Here is a 22,449-nt window from a genome sequence, read left to right as displayed (position 1 = left end):
TCATCGCTGGTTGAGGAGCGCGCTTGGACGCGACAGCGTCGAAGAACAAGAGGGATCGCACGTAGTGCGATGCGCATAGTACGAGCGCGTCTCGAAACCAAGGCCGCGCGCCAGGTTTCGAGACGCTCGTTCCTCGCTCCTCAACCAGCCAAGACGCTAGCCGGCGGGGCGGCCCACCTGGTACCAGAGGTCGCCGCCCTGGCCCCATACAGGCTGCACCTTGACCACGTCGCCCGACTTCGGCGCCGCGATCATCATGCCGCCTCCGAGGTAGATCGCCTCGTGGTAAAAACCGCCGTCGTACCAGAACAGCAGATCGCCGCGCTTGCGCTGTGAATATGAAAAGAGCAGCCCGCGATCCTGCATCGTGTAGTACTGGTAGGTCACGCCGTGCCCGCCGATGTTGATGCCCGCGTAGCGGTATGCCATCATCGTGAGCCCTGAGCAATCCCAGGTGTACGGGCCCGCGCCGCCCATCACATATGGCTCCCCGAGCTGCGCCATCGCGTAGGAAATGGCTCGCTCAACCGTGTTGCTATTCGGCACGGGGTTCGGGTTCGACGCCGGCGCAGTCGATCCACCGCCGCTCGATCCGCTGTTGCTGCCGCCGCCGTTGTTCGCCGCGGCTGCTGCTGCCGCGGCGGCTGCCGCGCGTGCCGCGGCCTCGTCACGCGCCTTCTGTTCGGCCGCCGCGCGCGCCGCAGCCTCGGCAGCCTTACGCTCCGCCTCGCCTTTGAGATACGAACTCTCGACCGCCACCGAGGTGTTCTTCAGTGTGGCCAGCTGCGAGATCAGTTCGGTCGACTTCTGCTGCTGGGTCTGCAATGCCGCCCGCGAAGCCGCCTCTGCGGCGTGTGCCGCGTTGAGCGCCTCGGTCGCGGCATCCGACCGCTTCACCCGCTCTTTCTCGGCCGATTTCGCCTGGTCGGTGAGCGACTGCGCATTGTTCTTGTCTGTCGTGGCCTGCTTGTAGATGGCTTGCGACTGCTCGGTGAGCTTGCTCATCGTGCCGAGCTGGTAGAGCAGCTTGTTGGCCGCGTCGCCGCCGTCGCCGCCCTTGAGCATGAGGTCGACCGAAATGTCCTGGCCGCCCGCGCGTGCAAGATGAGAGGCGAGCAGTCCCGCCCGCATCTGCGACGTCTTGGACTTCTTGTCGGCGGCATCCGCCTGCTGCTGCAGGTTGGTGGCCTTCTCGGTTGCCTGCTGCAACTGCATCTTGGCCTCGAGATAGGCCTCATCAGCCTTCATCGATGCCTTCGATGCCGCCGCAACCGACTCTTGCAGGCCGTTGATGAGCGTTGTGATGTTGCCGATCATCGTCTGCTGCTGCTGCACGTTGGCCTTGGCCTGCTGCACATCGTTCCACGACGGATAGTCGGCGGCGTATGCGGCGGGAGTGATGATACCGACGGATGCCGTCACCACGCCCATCACACCGGCGCCGATGGATGCCGCGGTCTTCGCCCGCGATCGTGTGGCCTTCGTGAACTCAGCCAAGTGCCGCTCCTCGTTGTCTCATGAACGGGATGCCGTCGATCGGCGAGCCGTTGATGCGCACCTCGAAATGCAGGTGGTACCCGCTCGAGTTGCCGGTGCTGCCGACATACGCGATGACCTGGCCGGCCGAGACATGCTGGCCGTAACCGACGATGATGCCGCCCGGGTGGATGTGTCCATAGCCGGTGGAGATGCCGCCGCCGTTGTCGAGCAGCACGAAGTTGCCATAGCCGCCATTCCAGCCGGCGTAGATGACCGTGCCGGAGTGCGCAGCGCGGATCGGCGCGTTGTACCCGGCGCCGATGTCGATGCCGAGGTGCCAGCTGGAGCAGCCCGGGCAGGGCGAGGTGCGCGGCCCGTAGCCGTCGGTGATGGGGCCGAAGGCGGGCACCGCCCAACCCGAGTAACTGACGTTGCCTCGTGCAGCTGCAGCTGCAGCTGCGGCCTTACGCTCTGCGGCAGCCTTCGCCGCCGCCCGAACCGCGACGCCCTTCTGGTAGCCGCTGACGACTTTGGTCGTCTTGTCTTTCAACGCGGCGAGTTGCGCCTGCATGACCACGATCTGCTTCTGCTGCTCGGCTAGCTTGTCTTGCGCGGCCTGCGCCGCGGCCGCGGCCGCCTTGAGCGCGGCATCGGCGGCAACGCGCAGCTTCTCGCGCTCGGCCTTCGCGACGGCGGCCGTCTCAGACAGAGCCTTCGCTGAGTTCTGTGCGGTCTTCGCCTGACGGTATACCTCGGTCGAACGTTCGACCAGCTTGGACATGCTGCCGAGATCGGCCAGCAGCTGGTCGGGTTTGTTGGCCTTCGCGCCGCTGCCTCCACTGAGGAAGATGTTGGTGGAGAGGTCGGTGCCGCCAGTGCGGTAGAGCTGCCCGGCGAGGCGGCCCGCCTGCTCGGTTGCGGCATCCGCCTTCTTCTTGCTGTCGTCAGCCTGCTGCTGCAGCTGACGCGCCTTCAGATCGGCGTCGTCGAACTTGGCCTGGGCGATGGCCAGCTCGTCGCCGCGCTTCTTCGCTTCGGCCTGGGTCTGCGCGACCTCGGACTGCAGCGCGGCGATCAGATTGTTGATGCGGGTGACCTGAGTGGCCGCCGCCGACTGGCTGGCCTTGGCGTTCTGCACATCCTGCCAGCTGGGATAACTCGTGGCGTATGCGGGCTGGGCGATGAGGCCCACCGCGGCCATGGAGAAGATGGCGACGACGGCCGTGCGGGCTCGCCAACGCCGGGCGCGAGTGACGATCGTGCGCCCGTCGGTCGGTTGAGTGCGTTTCATTGTTCCTCGAACCCGTCTGCTCGTGACCCGCTTCGGTCACTCCAGTCACACGGATACCGTTGTTAACAGCGTTAACAGTAACAATCAGGAGCGCGCTTGCCCAGTACCCCGCATGGGTCACATCGGGATCGCGCCGCAATCGTCATCGAAGTCCGTGCGACGGCCCGGTCGGACCGTCCCGGCGAATCTAACCCTCGGATGCCCGATTCCGGCGCCCATTCGGCGCTCGTCGCGTATTCGGCGGGCTGCGGCATCCGGTTTGGCAATTTGCGGGTCGCCCCGTATGCTTGTGCGTCGGTAGTCATGCAGTCTGTGACCCACCGGCCCCATCGTTTAGCGGCCTAGGACGGCGCCCTTTCACGGCGTTAACACGGGTTCGAATCCCGTTGGGGTCACGCAAAAGTTGAATATAATGGTTTCATTCGAGGCCCTGTAGCGCAGTTGGTTAGCGCGCCGCCCTGTCACGGCGGAGGTCGCCGGTTCAAGTCCGGTCAGGGTCGCAAAGGTATAAGCCCTTCCGCAAGGAGGGGCTTTTGCCGAGAAGGGCGCACTCTCGAGTGCGGCTTTCGGCTCTGTAGCTCAGTTGGTAGAGCGTTCGACTGAAAATCGAAAGGTCACCGGATCGATGCCGGTCGGAGCCACTGCCCCGCTTCCCGGCTTCTACGGGGAGTGGGGCTTTTTAATACCCTCGTGAGCCTGTCCGAATTGTCAGGCTTGCATGTCGACGTCCCCACGATCGACATACAGCTGAGCGAAATCGAGCACCTGTTCATGCGCCCGGCCGCCGGTCGTCGGCATACCGCGGCGCCATCGACTCCATCTGGTCCATGACCAGCTTGATGGCCTCGGGCTGCTTGTCTGGTGGGTACTTGTACTTGACGAGCAGCCGCTTGATCGATGAACGCAGCTTCGCCCGCACGTCGTCGCGCACCGTCCAGTCGGTGCGCACGTCGCGGCGCATCACTGCGACGAGCTCGCGCGCAATCTGCGCGAGCACGTCTTCACCCTGGTCCGTTACGGCGGATTCGTTCTGCACGACCGCGTCATAGAACGCGAGTTCGTCGTTCGAGAGCGGGGGCGAGAAGCGCGCACCACGGGCTGCCTCGGCGGCGACCTCCTTCGCGAGCTCGATGAGCTCGGCGATGACCTCTGCCGTCGAGAGCTGTTGATTCGTGTACCGCTTCATGATCTCGGCTATGCGCTCCGAGAACGCGCGCTGGCGGATCAGGTTCCCCTGCGTTACGCCGGACCCGGCTTCGACGAGCGACTTGCGCAGCGCCTCGATCGCCAGGTGCACGTTCGGCGCTGCCTGCACCTTCGCAAGGAACTCCGGACCTAGATTGTCGAGCGAGAGTCGCGGCAGCCCGGCGGCATCGTAGATGTCAAGCACTTCGCCCATCGACATCGCCTCGGCGACCAGGCCGGTCAGCAGGCGCTCGATTTCCTCTGGCACTGGCTCGTCGCGCGACTGCCGTTCCATGGCATCGAACTTCGCCATCCACACACGCACTTCTTCGTAGAAGGCGATCTCATCGTGCAGTTCGGCGAGCCCCGCTCTGCCTGAGCTCAGCGCCCACGCGCGAGCGAGCCGGCCGCTCGTGGCGCGATAGCGATTCGCGAGCCGGTCGACGCCAAGCTCAGGGTCGTTGAGCGAGTTCGACGCATCCCGCAGGAAGTTCGTCGCAGTCGTCGCGGCGGTGCGCATCGCCCGCGGACCACCGCGGCTCAGGATCGCACGCCAGTCGCAGTCGGCGAGCATGTCGCGGATCTGTGCAACAAGTTCGGCCGCGATCCCCACAACCTCGTCAACGTCGCGGCCGACCGGCCGATTCTCCTGGTCGGCAGTCGTGTACTCCGAAAGAGCCTTGGCGAGATTGTCGGCGAGCGGCGCGTAAGCAACGAGCAGGCCGTCCTCCTTGCCCTCGAACGTGCGATTCACGCGCGCCAGAGTCTGCATCAGCAGTGCGCCTTTGAGTGGGCGATCCAGATAAAGCGTGTGCAGCGGCGGTGCGTCGAAGCCGGTCAGCATCATGTCTTTGACGATGACGAGTTCAAGCTCGTCCGAAGAATCCTTCAGTCGGTCCTTGATCGCACTGTTCGCCGAATCGCGGCGCACATGGTCGCTGATGGGCGGCTGGTCGGTTGCCGACCCCGAGTAGACAACCTTGATCTTGCCCCCGTCGAGGGCGTCGGAGTGCCAGTCGGGACGCAGCGCCACGATCGCCGAGTACAGTCGTGCGCAGATCTCGCGCGTGCCTCCGACAATGAGCGCCTTCCCAGGAGATTCGAGGAAAGGCACCATGCGGGTGCGGCGTTCTTCCCAGTGCGTGACGAGATCCTTCGCGAGGGTCTGGATGCGCTCGGGTGATCCGTACACCGCGTTGACAACGGCGACGGTTGCCTCGATCCGTGCTCGCTCGGTGTCGTCGAGGCCGAGCGTGTACTCATCGGCTGCGCGATCGATGTCTTCTTCGGTTGTACCATCAGCGAACGTCACCTTGATGAGCCGCGGCTCGAAGTAGACAGGCACGGTCGCGCCATCTTTCACGGCCCGCGTCAGGTCATATTGGTCGATGTCCGGGCCAAAAACGGCCCGAGTGTCACGCTCAGCGAGAGACAGAGGCGTTCCCGTGAAGGCGATGAACGAGGCGTTCGGCAGCGCGTCGCGCAGGTGGCGCGCGTAGCCGTCGAGTTCGTCGTAGTGGCTGCGGTGCGCCTCGTCGACGACGACGATCACGTTGCGTCGATCAGTGAGAAGCGGATGCTGCGCCCCCGCCTTCTTCTCTGCATCCGTCAGCCCGAACTTCTGCAGTGTCGTGAAGTAGATGCCGCCCGTGACTCGCTTGCTCAGTTCGTCGCGCAGTTGCGCGCGCTCGCGCACTCGTACGGGCTTCTCGGCGAGGAGCAGGCTGCGATCGAACGTGCGAAACAGCTGCCCGTCGAGTTCGTTGCGGTCGGTCACCACGATCACCGTGGGGTTCTTGAGCTTCGGATGCCGTGACACGAGATTCGTGTACAGCTCCATCTCCATCGACTTGCCCGAGCCCTGGGTGTGCCACACGACTCCGGCCTTGCCATTCGTCTCGACGGCCTGAATCGTGGTACCGACCGCTTTCGTGACGGCGAAGTACTGGTGCGGCTTCGCGATGCGCTTGACGAGGCCCCCGGACCCTTCGTCGAACGCGGTGAAGTTGCGGGTGAGCTGCAGGAAGCGCTCTTGGTTGTAGAGGCCGCCCAGCGCATCATCGAGCGGCTGCACATCGACGCCGCCTTCGATGCGCGGCTGCGTGAGTGGCGCTCCGTCGTCGTCGACGTTCCACGGGGCGAAGTGGTTGAGCGGCGTGAACGGCGTGCCGTACTTGGCATCAAGCCCGTCGCTTGCGAGTGTGAAGACGCAGAAGCGGAACGCCATCGGAAACTCGCGCAGGTAGGTCTGCAGCTGGGCGTGCGCGGGCGCGACGCCCGTCGAGGTGGAGCCGGCCTTCTTGAGCTCGACGATGCTCAGTGGCATGCCATTCACATACAGCACGATGTCGAACCGGCGGCGCAGGTCGGTCTGCCGGATCGTCACCTGGTTGACGGCCAGCCAATCGTTCTGCTCCGGCGCACCGAGCAGGCGGATGCGCGGATTCTGCTCGACACCGTCGGTATCGATGTAGCTGAGCGGGTAGCCGCCGACGAGGTATTCGTGGATGCGGTGGTTCTCTGTGATCGCGTCGAGCGACTTCGGTGCGGCGATCTCGGCGGCGGCCTGCTGGAGGTAGCTCACCGGCACGTCGGGATTGAGCCGCCGCATTGCATCGAGCAGGCGCGGACGGATCAGCAGCGCATCCCATGCCTCGCGCTCGCCGCTGCCGGGAGCGATCTCCTCGCCACGTTTCGGCTCCCATCCCAGTGGCTCCGCGAGGGTCTCGAGGGCGGCGCTCTCCCATTCGGCTTCCGAGATCCCGGTCACTTAGTGTCCCCTTCATCGAAGTCACTGCGTGTGATCGCCTGCCAGATCTCGGCGGCTACCCAGCGTTCCTTGCCACCGCGACCCCACCGGCCGGCCGAACGCACCCAGCCCAGCGCCTCGGCCTTTCGCAACAAGTTCGACCCGGTCGGCTGGGTGACGCTCAGTGCGCGCACCACAGCTCCAACGGTGACAACGGGATTCTCGAGCAGGATATCGATGAGGTCTGCCACCTGGGATCTATCGCCTCGCACCTGTGCGCGATAGCGCTCACGAATGTCGAGCAGAGTGCGGATGCGGCCTGCGCTCTCGTTCGCCTGATGCTCGACGGCCGCCGCGAAGAACTGGATCCACTCGTCGATCTCGCCGCGCTCGCGCACAGCCTGCAGGCGGTCGTAGTATTCGGTGCGTTTGGTCTCGAAGTATCCCGAAATGTGAAGGATCGGCGCACTCAGAACGTGGTCGTGCATGAGTTCGAGGCCGATTAGCAGACGACCGATGCGGCCGTTGCCATCGAGGAACGGGTGGATGGTTTCGAACTGATAGTGCATCAACGCCCCACGAAGCACGGGAGGCATCGTGGAAGGCTCGTTGACGAAGCGCTCCCAATCGGCGAGCAACGCACCGAGCTCGTCCTGATGAGGCGGTATGAAGCGCGCCGTCTCGGGCCGGGCATTAGGCGAGCCGATCCACACCGGCGATTGCCTCAGTTCGCCCGGCGATTTCTCCTCGCCGCGCACGCTACTGAGCAGGGTCTCGTGCAGGGCGCAGAAGAAGCGCAGTGTGAGCGGCCACGTCTTGATCAGTTCAGTGCCCTGCTCGATCGCGCGAAGGTAATTGGCGACCTCGCGGAGGTTCTCGTTCTCGATCGGGAGGTCTTCGTTCTCGGCAGAGAGTACCTCGCTGAGAGATGCCTCGGTACCCTCGATCCGCGAGCTCGCCAGGGCCTCCTGCGCGAGCGCCGGCCCTAGCAGCAGAGCCGGGTCGTCGATGAGCAGTGCGAGGCCGGAGAGGCGGCCGAGGGCGAGGTCGGCCCGCGACACCGCTGCGACTGTCTCCGGCTCCAGTGTGAGCTCGCGCGGGATCGGTGCAGGCAGAAAGTACGCGTGCGGCCAGGCACTCAGTGGCTTGGTCGCCAGCGCACCGAACCTAGCGCTGGTGAAATCACTGGATCGCATCTCGTCCATCCGAGTTTTATAGAAAGCAATCGAACTTATAAGCCTGGAGGCTCCTTGCTTATAAGTTATCCCAAAGGAGTGAAGCCGGCGCTCAAATAACTCGGCCGGTTCGCTTTATCACCCCACAGTGCCCCCTTTACTTGTTCCCGATCATGGCTTCGCGATGCGCTGCTCAGTCATCTTGCGGATGACATCAAGGAAGCTTGGGGCGTATCTGCCCCAAGTTTCGGCGATCTTGGCCAGGTCGAGTTTGCCTGTGTGGACCTGCTCGCACAGTCGCAACCATCCCTCGCCGGTGGCTGCCGTGAGAGCGAACGCGACGCCCGCGCCGATGACACTTCCCGCGCCTGGGATCAGCTTGAGGAAGCTACGCGCGAGCGCCTGGCCGGTGATCTGCACGCCCAGTTGCGCGAGCGCTCCTGGGGACAGCATGGACTTGAGCTCGAGGTCGTAGATGGCCGCAATGCGTCCCATCATCGTTAATTGGATCGGCGCCAGAATCGCGGCATCCGCGACAGGAACGGGGATCGCGGCGGCAGCGGCGGCTGCGGACGCGGCCACCGCGATGACGGGTCGAGCCATCTCGCGCTTCCAGGGGAGGTTGAGTCGCTGAGCGATGCGAAAGGCATCCTTCTCGTCTTCGGGCGAGAGGGTCAGGGTCTCCGCGACGAGCTCACCGAGGCCATGCCCCTTGCCCTTCCCGTGTCTGTCGCGGTTGGAGGTCAGGATGACGCGCTCATACGGAATGACAATCGGCTGCTTAGTCTTGCCGTCGGTAGGGCTTTCCAACCAGGAGACAAATTCCTCGAGGTCCTTCGTAACGGCGCGCTTGCCTGTGATCGGGTTCTTCACCCAGTCGACCTTTGTAAGGACGAGGATGACCGGCAGCCCCGCCGCGTCGAGCTCACGAATCATGGCGATCGCGGCGGACGTGAGACGGTCACTGCTGGAGTGCACGCAGTACCAGACGACCGAGATCTGCTGGTTCGCGGGACGCTCCGAGATGGTCTTCAGGTGAGCCCTCAGCTGTTCGGCCGGCGGCATGGGCGACCCGATCTCGAACCCTTCGATGTCCCAGATGCCGAGCGAGTCATCGTGGTAATACTGCACACCGCGGGTCACCGGCAGGCCCTTGCCGACATGCGCCCAATCGCGCCCGAAGACAGCGTTGACGAGCGAGGACTTCCCCACGCCCGAGTCGCCGATGATCGCGAGGTTGAACCGGCCATACCGGCTCTTCGCTTGGGCGTTCGCCTCGAGAAAAGGCTGGTCGTCGATATCGGGCGCGTTGGCCGCGTGGTCTTCTGGCTCCATCGCCATCTTGGTGTTCTCCTTCTTTTCGTTTCCCGAGGTCATTGCGTGACCTCAAAGTCGAGCAGTGCCTTCACCCAGAAGTGCGCCTTGGTCGTGGCGGTCGTCAACGGTGACCTCTCTTTCGTCGGGCGGGCAGGCAGGCAGGCAGCCGAAGTTGTCACTCACGCCGCATCCTCGGCAAACGGGGAGGGCTCTTCCAACGCGTCAACAACAACCGCCCGTTCGTTGGCAATTCCATAGGGAATCAGAACGCTCGCTGCATACTTGGACGTGGACTTGAGGTGACTTTCTTGATCGTCGAAGTAGATATCAGGACGCATCACCTCGAGCACCGTTCCCTTGTCGATGCCACCCAGGAAGAACGCGTCGTTTACGGTGACGCCCCACTCGTCGAGCGTGTTGATCGCCCGTTCGTGCGCCGGCGCGTTACGAGCCGTCACGATCGACACACGAAGTCGGGGTCGGTACGACTTATCCGTCATTGCGCGTTCCCGTTCAATGCTCTGGATCATATTGAGATCGCTGAGGAACTCTCGCAGCGGCCCATCTTGGAGAGGAACTGCTCGCTTGGCCACTTCATTCTCGTGGAAAGCGGGAAGGCCACCGCCCGTTTGGAAGATGCGCTCCGACTCATCGCTGGCGATCACTCCATCGAAATCGAGTGCGACGCGAACAGTTTCATCGTCGCGCGCGGTGTTGGCGGACGCGACCACCAAGCCGGCCGGGAAGCCGTTGGACAACGCTGCGCGCACGCTCTGCTCCTCGCCAGAGAGGAAGAGCGACATCGAGAATGCGCCAATGTATTCATGCGGAGCTTCTCCTTGGGTGAAGACTGCCCTGCTTATCTCGAGGCCATGGGCTTCGACGGAGCGCATCACCCGGAGGCCCGTCGATGGATCGTTGCGAGAAAGGATGATGACTTCGACCAGGGAGTCCCCTGGGCGAAGATCGTTCAGGCCCAGAAGTTTCCGGATGAAGCCGAACGCGATTCCCGGTTGCAATGTATCGTCGATGCGATCCGCCTGGTACCTGCGATAGGCATCCTCCCCGTGCTCACGGAAGAATGCGTCGGAGTCAGCCAAATCGAAGAGAGCACTGGAAGCGATGCCGATGACGAGTCGGTCGGCGAGACGATACGCCATCACGCACCCACTTCCGAAGCGAGCTTCTCGACATCGCGGACGCGAAGCGTTCCCGACATGAGTTGCGGGAGGAGCGCGTCGCGCGTCGCGGCGAGCGTCGTGTTCTCTTTGTGTAGTGACTCAACCTGCTCGAATAGGGCGGTTGCGCGATTGCCGAAGTCAGCGAGCCAGCCCTCTCCGGGCTTCGGAAGCGCAAATCGAGCTAGGTCTGAAGCCGTCACGCGTTGCCGCCCGGATGTTCCTACCATGTTCTGAATCGCGAACTCGCGGAAGCGCGCCTCGGTCGCGAGCAGAAACGCGATTGGAGGAGCGACACCATCCCGGGCACGGAGGACGATGAACTCAGTGGAACCGATCGCTGTTTCGCCGTCATCGATGTTGTCGACATAGCCCGTCTTGCGATTCTCGAGACACGGTGTGATGCGCGCGAGCAGAACGTCACCTCGCTGAAACCGGGCACCACCCTTCGCTTCTCGTCGATCGGGTGCATCGATCGACCAGCCCGACTCCGGGAGCTTCTTCATATCCACGTAGAGCGGCTGGCTGTCGTTGGGCTTTGGCGTTGGAGGGTTGAGATCTACGAAGTCGGACAACACCGCCTCGCGGTCAGGGCGTTGAAGCCAAGCTGAGTCCATCTCTGTCCTAAGGAATTGTTCTGCGGTCGAGGCAACCTCCGTGTTGGCGGCAATCTTGTCATCGAGCGCGCCCAGAACTTCGGCAATCGCTTGCTGGGTCGGGAGCGGGGGTAGATCCGGAAGCGCAAATGACTTCAAATCTGCCACTCGCAAGTGCGCGACGGTCGACCCCATTGCTCGGCCAAGCAGCCGCTCTTGTGTGAAAGGAGCAGTTAGGAGGTAGTAGAGGTACCGGTTGGAAACCTTCGAAGGGGATGCTCTGAGGTGTGTGGTTCGTTGCCCGGCGCCGATGCGACCGCCTTCCGGGATGATCACTACAGGCCCGACCGGCGCTTCGCGTGCAAGGAGGAGATCGCCAGCTTGCGGTTCGAGCCTGCGAGTCCAGATTCGGAAGGTCTCTTCGGAGACTCGCCGGGCTTGTGCCTTGTCGATGGTGTTACCGCGCATCGCGGGTGTTCCCACCAGTAGGTACGCCCCGTCGATCGTCTCCGGAGCTGTCCGGTTTACGCAGTCGACAATTTCGCTGCAAACGGAGCTCAAGGTTTCAGACATCGACCCTCCCCAGCTGCTCACGCACGACCTCGGCGAGCCGCGCAGATTCCGCGAACTGCTCTTCTAGCTCGGCGCGAAGTCGCGCAAGTTTCTCCTCGATCGGCTCTCCGTCGTCCTCGACCTCGGCTGCGCCGACGTAACGGCCGGGCGTGAGCGCGTAGTCGGCGGCCTTGATCTCCGCGAGTGTCGCCGAGTAGCAGAAGCCGGCGGTGTCAGCATACGGGCCGGGTACGGCATCCGATTCGGTTCCGCGCCAGGCGTGGAAGGTGCCGGCGATGCGAGCGATGTCCTCGTCCGACAGGGCACGCTCGGCTCGGTCGACCATGTGGCCGAGGCCCCGCGCGTCGATGAAGAGCACCTCGCCGGCGCGTACGCCCTTGTCTTTCGCGAAGAACCACACGCACACCGGGATGCCGGTCGAGCGGAACAGCTGCGTCGGCAGCGCCACCATGCACGACACCAGGTCAGCCTCAACAATCTCGGCTCGAATCTGACCCTCGCCACCCGAGTTCGACGACATCGATCCGTTCGCCATCACCACACCCGCAGTGCCGCCGGGCGCGAGCTTCGACAGGATGTGCTGGATCCACGCGTAGTTTGCGTTGCCGGTGGGCGGCACCCCGTACGTCCAGCGTGGATCGGACTCGCTGCGCGCCCAGTCCTTGATGTTGAACGGCGGGTTGGCCATGACGAAGTCGGCCTGCAACTCGGGATGCAGATCGCGGGCGAACGTGTCGCCCCAGCGCGGCCCGAGGTTGCCCGTCAGCCCGTGGATCGCGAGGTTCATCTTCGCCATGCGCCACGTGCGCTCGTTGAGCTCCTGCCCGAAGACCGAGATGTCGGAGCCTTCGCCTTCGTGCGTCTCGAGGAACTTCTCGGCCTGCACGAACATACCGCCCGACCCGCACGCTGGGTCGTACACGCGCCCGTGTGTCGGCTGCAGCAGCTCGACGAGCACCCGCACCACGCTGGCGGGCGTGTAGAACTCTCCGCCCCGCTTACCCTCGGCTGCGGCGAACTTCTCGAGGAAATACTCGTACACCTCGCCCAGCAGGTCGCGCGCTCGCCGCCCCGACGCACCGGACTGGCCCTGCCCCGCGAACCGCGCCGAGTTCAGCAGGTCGATCAGCTCGCCCAGCCGGCGCTGGTCGACACTGTCGCGGTTGAAGATGCGCGGGAGAGTGCCCGTCAGCTGCGGATTCGCCTGCATGACGGCATCCATTGCCTCGTCGATCAGCAGCCCGATCGACTTCTCGGATTCGCCCATCGACGGCCCAAGCCCCTTCGCGTGTTCCGCGAGGAACGACCATCGTGCGCTGGCGGGCACCCAGAAGACACCGTGGCCCGTGTACTCGTCGGTGTCATCGATGAGCGAGGCGATCTGCTCCGCGTCATAGTCGGCGGCGGCGAGCTCGGTGCGGATCTGCCCGCGGCGCTCGTCGAATGCGTCCGACACGTACTTGAGGAAGACAAGCCCGAGGATCACGTCCTTGTACTGCGAGGCATCCATCGAACCGCGCAGCTTGTCGGCGGCCTTCCAGAGCGTGTCTTTCAGCTCCTTCATCGTTGACGGCGCCGTTGGGGCGGACTTCGGTACGCGGGGCATGGTGTCCTTCAGTGAGGGTTGGGTGTCGCGGTAGCAGCGTTGTCGGGATAAGTGAGGGCGCCGGAGACGAGTCCAGCAGAGAGCAGGTCGGCGTACGTGTCGAGCGACCGGATGCGGCGCGCGAGGACCTCACGACGGGTTGCCAAGTCGGCGAGAGTCTCGCGAAGAGGTTCCACGGTCTGGGGCGTTACTCGGCGAAGGCGCCACCGTTTCCAAACTCCAGCGCCCCCCGTGGATGCAGTGATATCAGCCGCGATAAGTTCGGAAACCAGACCACCTGGGTCAGCGCGGTTTACGCGAAGAACCCGAGCGGGGTAAAGCACGACCTTCGAGCCAACGGGGTCTACCCACGCCTTCGCCGTGGGTGCCGTGCGGAAAATGACGTCCCCGGCAACGGATACGCGAGCTGCGGGATGTCGCGCGCGGAACACAATGGGATCGACATGGCGAGCGCCGATCCGCGCAGGGTCATCTAGATCTGCTGGGCCGATCACAACGAAGCCTGATTCGTAATACTCGTCAGCCGCGACGCGCGTACCCGCAAGCAGCCGCAAATGTCGCTCGGCGATGAGTTGCTCCAGGGATGCGGCAGGCAAGACGCGACCGGGCGCTGAAGTCGGCGAAAGCTCTGGAGCGTCCTCGCCGAGATTCTCAAGGGCCTGGTCGAGGAGAGCCGGCAAATCTTGAGTCGAGCGGAAGGTGCTCGCTCGCGGGCTTCCGCCGGTAACAAGCGCGCGACGCGAAGCAATCAATGAGGTCGTGCGCGGCAACCGCGCAAAGCGGAAGGCGTGGGCATACATGTCGCGAGCGCTGCCCATTGCTGCCAGCACATCATTGACGAGACCGGTGCGTTGGGCTTTGGCGAGGGTCACATCGCTCAGGTCGGCAACCGCTGTGACGCGGTCCGCCACTGAGCTGTCCCCCGTCACGCGGCCCAAGACCCACAACGCGAGTGCCTCACGCGGGGCTGCAGTGAGTAAACCTGCGGGCAGCTTCGCAATCGCCCGAACGCGCCCTGAGCGCAGCAAGTCAGCACGGGCGAGCCCGTCGGAGGCCGAGATGGCCTCGACCAGCGCCATCGCAGGGGCGAGCACCACAGCACGATCGTGGTCGCGCATCCCGAGCAGGACCTCGTCGACGGCCCGCAGAATCTCCGAGGTCGACCGCGCGGCACCCGACGGAAGTCGCTCGATGAGGAGCCGTGGCGCATCCGTGACCGAGTCAGTAGTAGGCAACGCTAATCCGTCGCACAAATGGCGACGGCGGATGCGGCGGCCCTCACGCAATCCGGACACGACGAGGTCGACACCATCTCCCAGCCGTTCGAGGAGGCTAGCGACAAGGCTAGGGGTGATCTCCGCACCCACGACCAGCTCGGCCTGGTCATCAACCGCGAGCGCCCCAGCAAGCTCGACTAGGAGTGCCTCCGCGGAGGGCACGAGTGGACCCGACGATCCTGCCGAAGAGCGCGTCGCCGCGTGCCGTCGCTCCAGCAGTCGTGAAGCTTCGATTGGCGAGTAGGCAGCGTCTGCGAACAGGTCAGCCCACTCAGCCCAGCTCGCGGGCGCCCCCGAGATTTCCGTCACTATACATGCGTCATCGGGGTCCGCGGCGGCCGCACGTCGCTGCAGTTCGTGAGCGCCGTGACCGCCCACGGCGTCGCCCGAAGCCGAGCGAAGAGCAAGCAACGCATCGATGCTCGCGACGTGCTCAGCATCGGCGACATCGAAATCGGGGGGCGATGCCGACGCCGCGGCATCCGCGACCGCATCCAGGTTGTTCCCGTGCTCGGTCCGCGCAAGCCACTGCGCAACCGACATCGCGTCGAAGAGCGCTCGGCCGCGGGACTGGCCCGCTACTGGAGGGAACGGATCATCCGTCGACGCGAATCGGCGTCGCCAGACGGATGCCACGGGTCGCCGCACATCGGCAAGGCGGGCAACGCCGGCCATGTCGAGGAGGAGCCGTGGGGTCGTGGTCATGAGGTAAATCTACACAATCGGCCGGTGACCGTCACGTTTGTCCTGATAACCCTACTTATCATGCATATTGTGCGCCAACCGCCGCAAACGCGCAATCATTGCCACTGCTACCCGCTACCAACCCCTACCCGAGATCGGAGCCCACCCATGAACCAGGCAACGCCCAGCACTACCCACGAGATCAAGTGCCCCCACTGCTCGACCGTGTTTACGGTCGACCAGGCGGAGTATGCGAATATCGCGCAGCAGGTGCGCACCGCGGAGTTCGAGAAGGAGCTCCACTCTCGTCTCGCCGAGGCCGAGATGGCCAAGAAGACCGAGATTCAGCTCGCTGAGACTAGGGTTGCTCAGCACGCCCAGAACATCGCCGCCGAAAAAGACGCGAAGATCCTGACTCTTACGGCCGAGCTGGATAAGACGGATACCCTGCAGAAGCTCGCGGTAAACGAGGCTGTCTCCGCGATGGAGAAGAAGCTGACCGAGGCCGAGGCTGCGCTCGCCCTGCAGACGGCGGAGCAGAAGGTCAAGAACGCCACATTAGCGGAGACGCATACCAAGGAGCTCGCCCTGAAGGATGAGCTCATCGAGCGCTATAAGGACATGAAGGCGAAGCTGTCGGTCAAGCTGCTCGGCGAGACTCTCGAACAGCACTGCGAGACCGAGTTCAATCGCGTGCGCTCGCTGGCTTTCCCGTACGCAGAGTTCGGCAAGGACAACGACGCGTCCGCTGGCACCAAAGGTGACTACGTCTTCCGCGACTTCAACGACGGCGCAGTCGAGTACATCTCGATCATGTTCGAGATGAAGAACGAGGCGGACCTGACTTCCACTAAGAAGAAGAACGTAGACTTCCTCGCCAAGCTGGACAGGGACCGCACCGAGAAGGGCTGCGAGTACGCGGTGCTCGTGTCCATGCTCGAGGAGGACTCCGCGCTGTACACCGGTATAACTGACGTTTCGCACCTGTATCCGAAGATGTTCGTCATCCGCCCGCAGTTCTTCCTTGCCATCATTGCGCTGCTCCGCAACGCCGCCCAGGACACGATCGAGGTTAAGGCCGAGCTGGAGCAGGTCAAGAAGCAGAACATCGACATTACGGACTTTGAGAGCGAGCTCGAGGACTTCAAGGCGGGATTCGGTCGCAATTGGGACCTCGCCAAGCGCAAGTTCGACGGCGCAATCAAGGAGATCGATGTGGCCATCGACCGTCTCCAAAAGGTCAAGGAGGGCCTGCTCGGCTCGGAGAACAACCTCCGCCTCGCCAATGACAAGGCGACTGGCCTCTCCATCAAGAAGCTCACCAAGGGCAACCCCACTATGCAGGCCAAGTTCGCCGAGCTGGAATCCCCGAAACCGCAGGACGCCGCCTAGCCTCAACAGGTAGGAGCCTTCCGCCCGCCAAGGGATCGGAGGGCTCCTACGCGGCGAAGACCCGATGACTGGCCACGTCATCGGGAATCGCGGATCGGCAGCTTAGACTCGACCCGCCTGACTACATTTTGACTACAAGCGTGTGAGAACGAACCCAATACTTTGAGGTAACACAAGATCGGCTTCTGCGACAAATCAACGATTTTCAACCGCATGGCGCTCTATCAGGTCCTTCGATTTCGACTGAAAATCGAAAGGTCACCGGATCGATGCCGGTCGGAGCCACTGCCCCGCTTCCCGGCTTCTACGGGGAGTGGGGCTTTTCTCTTTCTACGCGAGTGTCTGGCGGCGCACGATCTCGGTGATCCAGATCGGCGCATAGGGGGATGTGCAGTTCGGTGGGGTGGGGTAATCCTTGAGAACTTCGAGACGTTCGCCGATGCCGATCGCGCGGGCGCGATGCTCGGGGTGGTGGATGCCGATGGTGGCGAGGCACTCGTTCATGGCCCACTGCAGGCGGTCCGGCGCATCCTTCATCTGCGACTCAATGAGGTCGAGGAGCTCGCTCAGGTTGAGCCCGTCAGGGGCTTTCGCCACCCGATCACTCGTCAGCGCCCACCCCGCACTCGCGATAACCGGGTCAGGGTCGGCGAACCAGGCGACGCGAAGTTCTTCGACGTGCGGGCTCTTCTTGACGATGTAGTTGACGAGCCAGGCGTGCACCTTGGGCGCGTGCGCGTCGCGCAGCATCGTGTGCAACTCACCCGCGGTGTACGCCTTGGGTCGACTGATCAGAATCGCGACGAGACGTGCCGCGGTGTCGCCGGTCGCCCACAGCTGGCCGGCGAACTCATGCTGTGTCCCCTGGCGCTTCGCCACCGCCCGCAGTCTGGTGAGATTGACACCGTGATCGTCGCCGTGGCGTTCATTCACCGCACGAACCTTCGGGTCTTCCAAGGCGGCCAGTTCTGCCATCACGTCACTGACGCTGACGGTGGCCCGAGACGCCGAACGAGTTGCCACGACGATCCCCCTTCTGCCCTGCCTTCAGCGTACGTCGACCGCGCGGAAAAGCTCTAGCGGCCAACGACCGGCGTCGACTCCAACAGCCGGCGAGCGACAGGCATGAAGCGCGCTGCGATGAGGTCGTGGCCGACCTGGTCGGGATGCAGGTTGTCGGGCAGGCGCCCATCATCAACACCGAGCAGGGTCAGCCCGTCGACAAGGTGCAGCGCCGTGTCCTCCCGCGCCGCGACCACCTGCTCGAGCAGCGAGCGAGTGCGTCGCAGGGTGAGGCTGCCGTCTCCGTCAGGAATTTCTCGCGGCGTGGCACCGGTCTTGCCGGGGGAGACTTCGCGAGTCGGCCCCGTCGCATCCTCGTGAATCGGGCAGGCGAGCGCGGTGATGACGGCGAGCGGCGTCGACGGATGCCCCGCCCTCACGAGGTCCAGAAAATTGTGCACCGCAGGCACGAAGGTGCGAGCGCGCATTGCGTCGCCGTTGACGATGTTGATGCCGATCTTCAGCGTGATCAGCTCGGCGGGAGCCTGTGCGATCGACCGCGCAACGAAACCGTCGAGCATCGCGTTGCCAGCGAAGCCCATATTGACCAGATCGAGGCCGAGCTCGCGCGCCACCTGCTGCGGCCAGGGCCCGCGCGGGTCAGCCAGGCTCGATCCGTGACTGATGGAGCTGCCGTAGTGAATCCAGCGCGCGCCCTGTGCCGGTGCGGGGCGCAGCGGTGCATCCGCACTCAGCGAATGAAAAACGCAGGCGGCCGGGGTCGGCAGCCAGATGGTGACGAGTCGCTCGACCCCGGCGTCGTCGAGCTCGAAAACGAGCTGCGAGCGCTCACCGGCCTCGCGCACGGCGGTGCCGTCGGTTGCCTCAAAGAGCAGGTCGCCCTCGTCGAGGGTGAGCGGGAGCTCGACGAGCGGGGTCTCGGCAACGACGCGAATCAGACGGGCCGGGTTGCCGCGCGTTGTGGTGCGCGTGAAGGTCACCTCGAGCCGGATGCGTGCGGCCGCCGTAAGCACGCGGATGCGCACGCCACTCGTCTGCGCCGACATGCGGTCGATGCCCCCGCCGGCATGCTGCGGCCGCGTCCAGGCGGGCAGGCGCAACGGCGCGATTCCGCCGGGAACGGATTCGAATTCGAGAGCCCCGTACACTCTGCCCTCGAGCTCGCGTTCCGTCAATGCATATTCCGACACCGGGCGTTGTCCTTTCACTCGTGGAAAAAGCGCTCAGGGCAACGTCCCTGGCCCCATGAACGGGGCCGCGAATCGTCGATGAGTCGGGTACAACGGTAGCGCTTCGCTCACTACCCACCGATCACCGTCGCCAGACCGCCGGGCGCACGTCGCTAAGGTTGCTGCGTGAGCATCTCCCGCATGGCCGCGCTCGGTAGTTCATTCGCGTCGGGCCCCGGCATCCCACCCTTTGCCCAGCGCCGCGCGGGGCGCTCCGAGCGCAACTATGCCCACCTGACCGCCGCGGCGCTCGGCGCCAGTCTCATCGATGCCTCCATCTCCGGGGCAACCACCGAGACGATCCTCACGGCGGCCCAGGGCACAGGCCGCGGTCGTTTCGCACCGCAGATCGAGTCCATCAACTTCGCAGACGAGCTCGATCTGGTGACCATCACCGTCGGCGGCAACGACCTGGGATACGTCGGGTCGATGCTGCAGACGGCGTTCACGGCCTGGATGTCGTCGCGTCCCGTTGCCCGCTTGTTGCTGCGGCACCGCGTCGGCGACCCGATCGGGGCGGTCACCCCGCAGCGCGTCGCGGCTGCGGCGGCGGGGCTCATCGCCGTGGTCGAGGAGGCAGCTCGGCGAGCGCCGCACGCGCGGATTCTGCTCGTGGACTATCTCACGATCATCGGCCCGCTGACCGAACCCAGCCGCACCGCGCCGTTCACCGTCGACGAACTGGCCGGGTTCCGCGCTGTCGGCGCCGAGCTCACGAGCGCCTTCGAGACAGCGGCGCGCGAATCTGTCGCCGAGTTCATTCCGATGGCCGCGCTGAGCACCGACCATGCGGTCGGCTCGGCCGATCCGTGGGTCACCGGGTTCACCTTCGGCGTACGCGCGCGAGATGGCGCACCATTCCACCCGAATGCGGCTGGGATGCAGGCCGTCTCGACGGCCATCCTGCAGCACCTGAGCCACGGCTGACGGCGCCGATCGGCGGCTCGATCAGAGCCACGATCGGAGCCAACGGCGATTGTCGTTCACCCCCCGTTCTGGGGCAACGCGCCTGCGCGTCACGGTCCGTCTGCGTCGAGTCCACTCCCCCTCGGTATGACTGACAAGCGGTCGCTCTCCAGGCCGCCAGCCACCAGGGAGTCTCCAGAATGAAGCGTCCGACCATCGCCATGTCCGCCGCCGTCGTGGGTGGGGTGGCCTTCTCGCTGCTCGCCGGCGGCGTGGCATCCGCGCACCAGCCGAGCGGGCCGAGCGCGGCCGTAGACGACGCCTACCTCATCACCGCGGGGCGCGCGCTGGATGTGCATTCGCGTGACGGGGTTTTCGACAACGATCGCGGGGCATCCGGCACCATCGTCTCGCACACGAGCACCGCGCACGGCGCCCTCACGTTGAACCCGGATGGCACGTTCCGCTACGTTCCCGCCACCGACTTCACCGGCGTCGACAGCTTCACGTACACGATCAATGATGCCGTCACGCTGTACAGCACCAACCTTCCACCACTCGCCACGATCGGTGGCGTGAAGATCACCGAAGGCGCGTACGGATCGTCACTGACGCCGGTTCCGGGCTCGAAGAACGAGTTCTACGGACTCACCGACCGCGGCCCGAACGTGGACTCGCCCGACGGCAGCACCAAGATCGAGCCACTGCCGACGTTCACGCCGGCAATCGGCAGGTTCACGCTCACGGGCACGAAGGCCGTGCTGAAGAAGACCATCCCGCTGCGCGCCGCCGACGGCAGCCCTTACAACGGCCTGGTGAATTCGCAGGCGAACACCGGCGAGACTATCACCGACCTCAATGGCAAGGCGCTGCCGACGAGCACGAACGGGTACGACCCTGAAGGCATCGTCGCCCTTAGAGACGGCACCTTCTGGGTCTCCGACGAATACGGCCCCTTCATCACCCATTTCGACCGCAATGGTCGCCAGATCGGGCGCCTGTCACCGTTCGACGGCAGCCTGCCCGCCGAGCTCGCCATGCGTGTGCCGAACAAGGGGATGGAGGGCCTGACGGTCACTCCCGATGGCAAGACGCTGGTCGGAATCATGCAGTCCGCTCTGCAGACGCCGGACCTGACCGCCAAGCCCTCCAAAGTGACCACCCTGCGCATCGTGACGTACGACCTGAAGAGCCGCGCCACACACGAATACATTTATCTGCTCACCGACCCCAAGATGAACAGCGGCGCGGTCAGTGAGATCACGGCTCTCTCGAGCACCAGGTTCATCGTTGACGAGCGCGACGGCAAGGTTGAGCCCTCGGCGTACAAGCGGCTCTACTCGATCGACCTCTCCCACGCGACGGATGTCGGCCCCGCCTCCCGCGTAGCCGGCGCGCGATACGACGCGGCCAAGGGCGGCCTGCTTGTGGGCACCGCGAAGCAGTCGATCGACGCCTTCGTGGGAACGGCCGACACCGCGGCATCCGCCACCGCACTTGCCTCGGTGGGCATCACTCCAGCCGCCAAGTCGACAGCCGTCGACCTCGGCGTGCTGCTCACCAAGCTCGACCCCACGGGCGGATTCTTCGGTCACGACAAGATCGAGGGCGTGGCGACGACGGATGGCGGACGCACGCTCGTGATCAGCAACGACAACGACTTCGGCATCGACGGCGTGACGAATTCCGCCGCCCCGTACACGTTGCACGCCAAGATGCTGCCGAACGGGCAGCAGGATGACGGGCAGTACCTGGCGATCGACACCACGAAGCTCGACCACCCGAACAGCACGGCGACGGTCTCGATCTTCGTCACGCCGAAGGGCATCCACGTGCAACGCTGATGTGACCGCCTCGGAGGGAGCTGCGGAGGAATCGGCGGCTCATTTGTCGACGCCCGGCAAGAAGGTTCCGGCACCGACACCGGGGCCTGCCAGCGCGGGATGAGCCCGACTACGCAGTCGGAAACCGTTACCGCCCCGCCTTGCGCCAAGGCGGTGTCACTGCTACCTCATTCAAGTACTTCGAGAACACCTGAGACCATGAGCCCGCTAGCCCCCTTTGACAAAGCCACCCGTGCCGCCTTGCGGTTGGGGATCACATGGCCGATCACGGGTTTGTGGAATGCCTTCACGGCTGACCACGCGAGACCCGTGCAATACGACTTCGCCACGAATGTCTGCGTCGGCTTCTCGGCATGACGCTCCATGATCGTCAGCAACTCACCGTAGTGGGTGCGCGGAACCCACTTGGGATCGATGAAGATCGTGTGGCTGCCGCCGAATGCGTCGATGAGCTCCTCGACCCTGGCGTACGGCTGCGCCGCGCCGCCTTGGCGGGCTGTTTGCGGATACGCGATCTTGTGCTGTCGCACCTCGTTCCAGCTGTGTTCGGATGCGATGAATCCGCTTGTTCCCGACGTGCGATCCAAAGTCTTGTCGTGCAAGCCGAACCACACGCCATCAGAAGTGCGGGCAAGCGAGATCTCAAGGGCGTCGACTCCCCGAGCGACGGAGTTTCGATACGCCTCCATCGACATCTCCGGCCAATCGGCAGACCCGCCATGATGGGCAACGTAAAAAGACTTTGCCGCGATCAATGAGGGAACGAGCTTGCCAGGCCCCGCCGGCTGCAGAAGACGGAACGCACCAACGCCAACCGCGGCCAACGCGACAATTCCCGCCGCACCGGTGATGACCGTGCGGCGCGTCAGAGCGGGCCGTGGGTCAGGGTGACCGTCCGGCATCCGTTCGGGAGCGTGCTCTTCTTCCACGGGTAAACCGTAACCC

Annotated in this window: 16 protein-coding genes and 3 tRNA genes; 6 read left to right on the top strand and 13 right to left on the bottom strand. The window is 64.4% G+C overall.

The window, feature by feature from the left end; all coding sequences use genetic code 11:
- Positions 1-156: 156 nt before the first annotated feature.
- Together ASC63_RS06740 and ASC63_RS06735 are read right to left on the bottom strand one after the other, a co-directional pair.
- Positions 157-1,497, bottom strand: coding sequence for a C40 family peptidase (locus tag ASC63_RS06740; protein WP_055811067.1), 1,341 nt, complete (start codon positions 1,495-1,497; stop codon positions 157-159).
- Positions 1,490-2,770 carry a M23 family metallopeptidase gene (locus ASC63_RS06735; protein ID WP_055811064.1) on the bottom strand — a complete coding sequence of 427 codons (1,281 nt, stop codon included), beginning with the start codon at positions 2,768-2,770 and terminating at the stop codon, positions 1,490-1,492. Before ASC63_RS06735 ends, ASC63_RS06740 begins: the two co-directional genes overlap by 8 nt.
- A gap of 322 nt (positions 2,771-3,092) precedes the next feature.
- On the opposite strand from ASC63_RS06735, the gene ASC63_RS06730 reads away from it, so the two are divergent.
- The 3 genes from ASC63_RS06730 to ASC63_RS06720 all read left to right on the top strand — a co-directional run bounded on the left by ASC63_RS06730 (position 3,093) and on the right by ASC63_RS06720 (position 3,411).
- A tRNA-Glu gene (locus ASC63_RS06730) sits at positions 3,093-3,165 on the top strand.
- 31 nt (positions 3,166-3,196) lie between these two features.
- Positions 3,197-3,270: transfer RNA gene (locus tag ASC63_RS06725), tRNA-Asp, on the top strand.
- A gap of 68 nt (positions 3,271-3,338) precedes the next feature.
- A tRNA-Phe gene (locus ASC63_RS06720) sits at positions 3,339-3,411 on the top strand.
- Positions 3,412-3,539: 128 nt separating this feature from the next.
- Here the strand turns inward: ASC63_RS06720 and ASC63_RS06715 are convergent.
- The 8 genes from ASC63_RS06715 to ASC63_RS06685 all read right to left on the bottom strand — a co-directional run bounded on the left by ASC63_RS06715 (position 3,540) and on the right by ASC63_RS06685 (position 14,588).
- A complete protein-coding gene (locus tag ASC63_RS06715; RefSeq protein ID WP_055811061.1) occupies positions 3,540-6,725 on the bottom strand; it encodes a type I restriction endonuclease subunit R in 3,186 nt (1,061 codons plus the stop codon).
- On the bottom strand, positions 6,722-7,909 hold the full coding sequence (locus ASC63_RS06710; RefSeq protein WP_200936805.1) for a Fic family protein: 1,188 nt from the start codon (positions 7,907-7,909) through the stop codon (positions 6,722-6,724). The genes ASC63_RS06715 and ASC63_RS06710 overlap by 4 nt, the downstream gene beginning before the upstream one ends.
- 141 nt (positions 7,910-8,050) lie before the next feature.
- Positions 8,051-9,256 (bottom strand): GTPase, encoded by a 1,206-nt coding sequence (locus tag ASC63_RS06705; protein WP_235491942.1) that lies wholly within the window; start codon positions 9,254-9,256, stop codon positions 8,051-8,053.
- On the bottom strand, positions 9,253-9,375 hold the full coding sequence (locus ASC63_RS16735) for a hypothetical protein (protein ID WP_268765142.1): 123 nt from the start codon (positions 9,373-9,375) through the stop codon (positions 9,253-9,255). Before ASC63_RS16735 ends, ASC63_RS06705 begins: the two co-directional genes overlap by 4 nt.
- Positions 9,376-10,356 carry a 5'-nucleotidase gene (locus ASC63_RS06700; protein WP_055811058.1) on the bottom strand — a complete coding sequence of 327 codons (981 nt, stop codon included), beginning with the start codon at positions 10,354-10,356 and terminating at the stop codon, positions 9,376-9,378.
- The gene (locus ASC63_RS06695) at positions 10,356-11,543 is read right to left on the bottom strand and encodes a restriction endonuclease subunit S (protein WP_082487350.1); all 1,188 of its coding nucleotides are present in this window, start codon (positions 11,541-11,543) and stop codon (positions 10,356-10,358) included. Before ASC63_RS06695 ends, ASC63_RS06700 begins: the two co-directional genes overlap by 1 nt.
- Positions 11,536-13,107, bottom strand: a complete 1,572-nt coding sequence (locus ASC63_RS06690) for a class I SAM-dependent DNA methyltransferase (RefSeq protein ID WP_157487605.1) — start codon at positions 13,105-13,107, stop codon at positions 11,536-11,538. The genes ASC63_RS06695 and ASC63_RS06690 overlap by 8 nt, the downstream gene beginning before the upstream one ends.
- Positions 13,108-13,157: 50 nt before the next feature.
- Positions 13,158-14,588, bottom strand: coding sequence for a hypothetical protein (locus ASC63_RS06685; RefSeq protein WP_157487604.1), 1,431 nt, complete (start codon positions 14,586-14,588; stop codon positions 13,158-13,160).
- Between the two features lie 195 nt (positions 14,589-14,783).
- Here ASC63_RS06685 and ASC63_RS06680 point away from each other — a divergent pair, with 195 nt between their 5' ends.
- On the top strand, positions 14,784-16,502 hold the full coding sequence (locus ASC63_RS06680) for a DUF2130 domain-containing protein (RefSeq protein ID WP_235491939.1): 1,719 nt from the start codon (positions 14,784-14,786) through the stop codon (positions 16,500-16,502).
- A gap of 330 nt (positions 16,503-16,832) precedes the next feature.
- Here the strand turns inward: ASC63_RS06680 and ASC63_RS06675 are convergent, their stop codons facing one another.
- Complete coding sequence (locus ASC63_RS06675; protein ID WP_055815074.1) at positions 16,833-17,477, bottom strand: DNA alkylation repair protein; 645 nt, start codon at positions 17,475-17,477, stop codon at positions 16,833-16,835.
- 101 nt (positions 17,478-17,578) lie between these two features.
- On the bottom strand, positions 17,579-18,715 hold the full coding sequence (locus ASC63_RS06670; protein ID WP_055811043.1) for a GDSL-type esterase/lipase family protein: 1,137 nt from the start codon (positions 18,713-18,715) through the stop codon (positions 17,579-17,581).
- Between the two features lie 165 nt (positions 18,716-18,880).
- On the opposite strand from ASC63_RS06670, the gene ASC63_RS06665 reads away from it, so the two are divergent.
- The gene (locus ASC63_RS06665) at positions 18,881-19,681 is read left to right on the top strand and encodes an SGNH/GDSL hydrolase family protein (protein ID WP_200936803.1); all 801 of its coding nucleotides are present in this window, start codon (positions 18,881-18,883) and stop codon (positions 19,679-19,681) included.
- A 179-nt stretch (positions 19,682-19,860) separates the two neighbouring features.
- Positions 19,861-21,504 (top strand): esterase-like activity of phytase family protein, encoded by a 1,644-nt coding sequence (locus tag ASC63_RS06660; protein WP_055811037.1) that lies wholly within the window; start codon positions 19,861-19,863, stop codon positions 21,502-21,504.
- Positions 21,505-21,671: 167 nt separating this feature from the next.
- Here ASC63_RS06660 and ASC63_RS06655 read toward each other — a convergent pair whose 3' ends face one another.
- On the bottom strand, positions 21,672-22,433 hold the full coding sequence (locus ASC63_RS06655; protein WP_157487603.1) for a glycerophosphodiester phosphodiesterase: 762 nt from the start codon (positions 22,431-22,433) through the stop codon (positions 21,672-21,674).
- Between the last annotated feature and the right edge of the window lie 16 nt (positions 22,434-22,449).

The sequence above is a fragment of the Leifsonia sp. Root112D2 genome, from assembly GCF_001424905.1.
Classification (GTDB): domain Bacteria; phylum Actinomycetota; class Actinomycetes; order Actinomycetales; family Microbacteriaceae; genus Root112D2.
Note: the sequence above shows the minus strand (reverse complement) of the source record. Positions and strands in the feature narration are given on the sequence as shown.

Excerpts from the sequence above, each read along its gene's own strand:
- ASC63_RS06690 (WP_157487605.1), bottom strand. The coding sequence starts at position 13,107 with ATGAAGGAGCTGAAAGACACGCTCTGGAAGGCCGCCGACAAGCTGCGC.
- ASC63_RS06735 (WP_055811064.1), bottom strand. The coding sequence starts at position 2,770 with ATGAAACGCACTCAACCGACCGACGGGCGCACGATCGTCACTCGCGCC.
- ASC63_RS06710 (WP_200936805.1), bottom strand. The coding sequence starts at position 7,909 with ATGGACGAGATGCGATCCAGTGATTTCACCAGCGCTAGGTTCGGTGCG.
- ASC63_RS06695 (WP_082487350.1), bottom strand. The coding sequence starts at position 11,543 with ATGTCTGAAACCTTGAGCTCCGTTTGCAGCGAAATTGTCGACTGCGTA.
- ASC63_RS06705 (WP_235491942.1), bottom strand. The coding sequence starts at position 9,256 with ATGACCTCGGGAAACGAAAAGAAGGAGAACACCAAGATGGCGATGGAG.
- ASC63_RS06700 (WP_055811058.1), bottom strand. The coding sequence starts at position 10,356 with ATGGCGTATCGTCTCGCCGACCGACTCGTCATCGGCATCGCTTCCAGT.
- ASC63_RS06660 (WP_055811037.1), top strand. The coding sequence starts at position 19,861 with ATGAAGCGTCCGACCATCGCCATGTCCGCCGCCGTCGTGGGTGGGGTG.
- ASC63_RS06675 (WP_055815074.1), bottom strand. The coding sequence starts at position 17,477 with ATGGCAGAACTGGCCGCCTTGGAAGACCCGAAGGTTCGTGCGGTGAAT.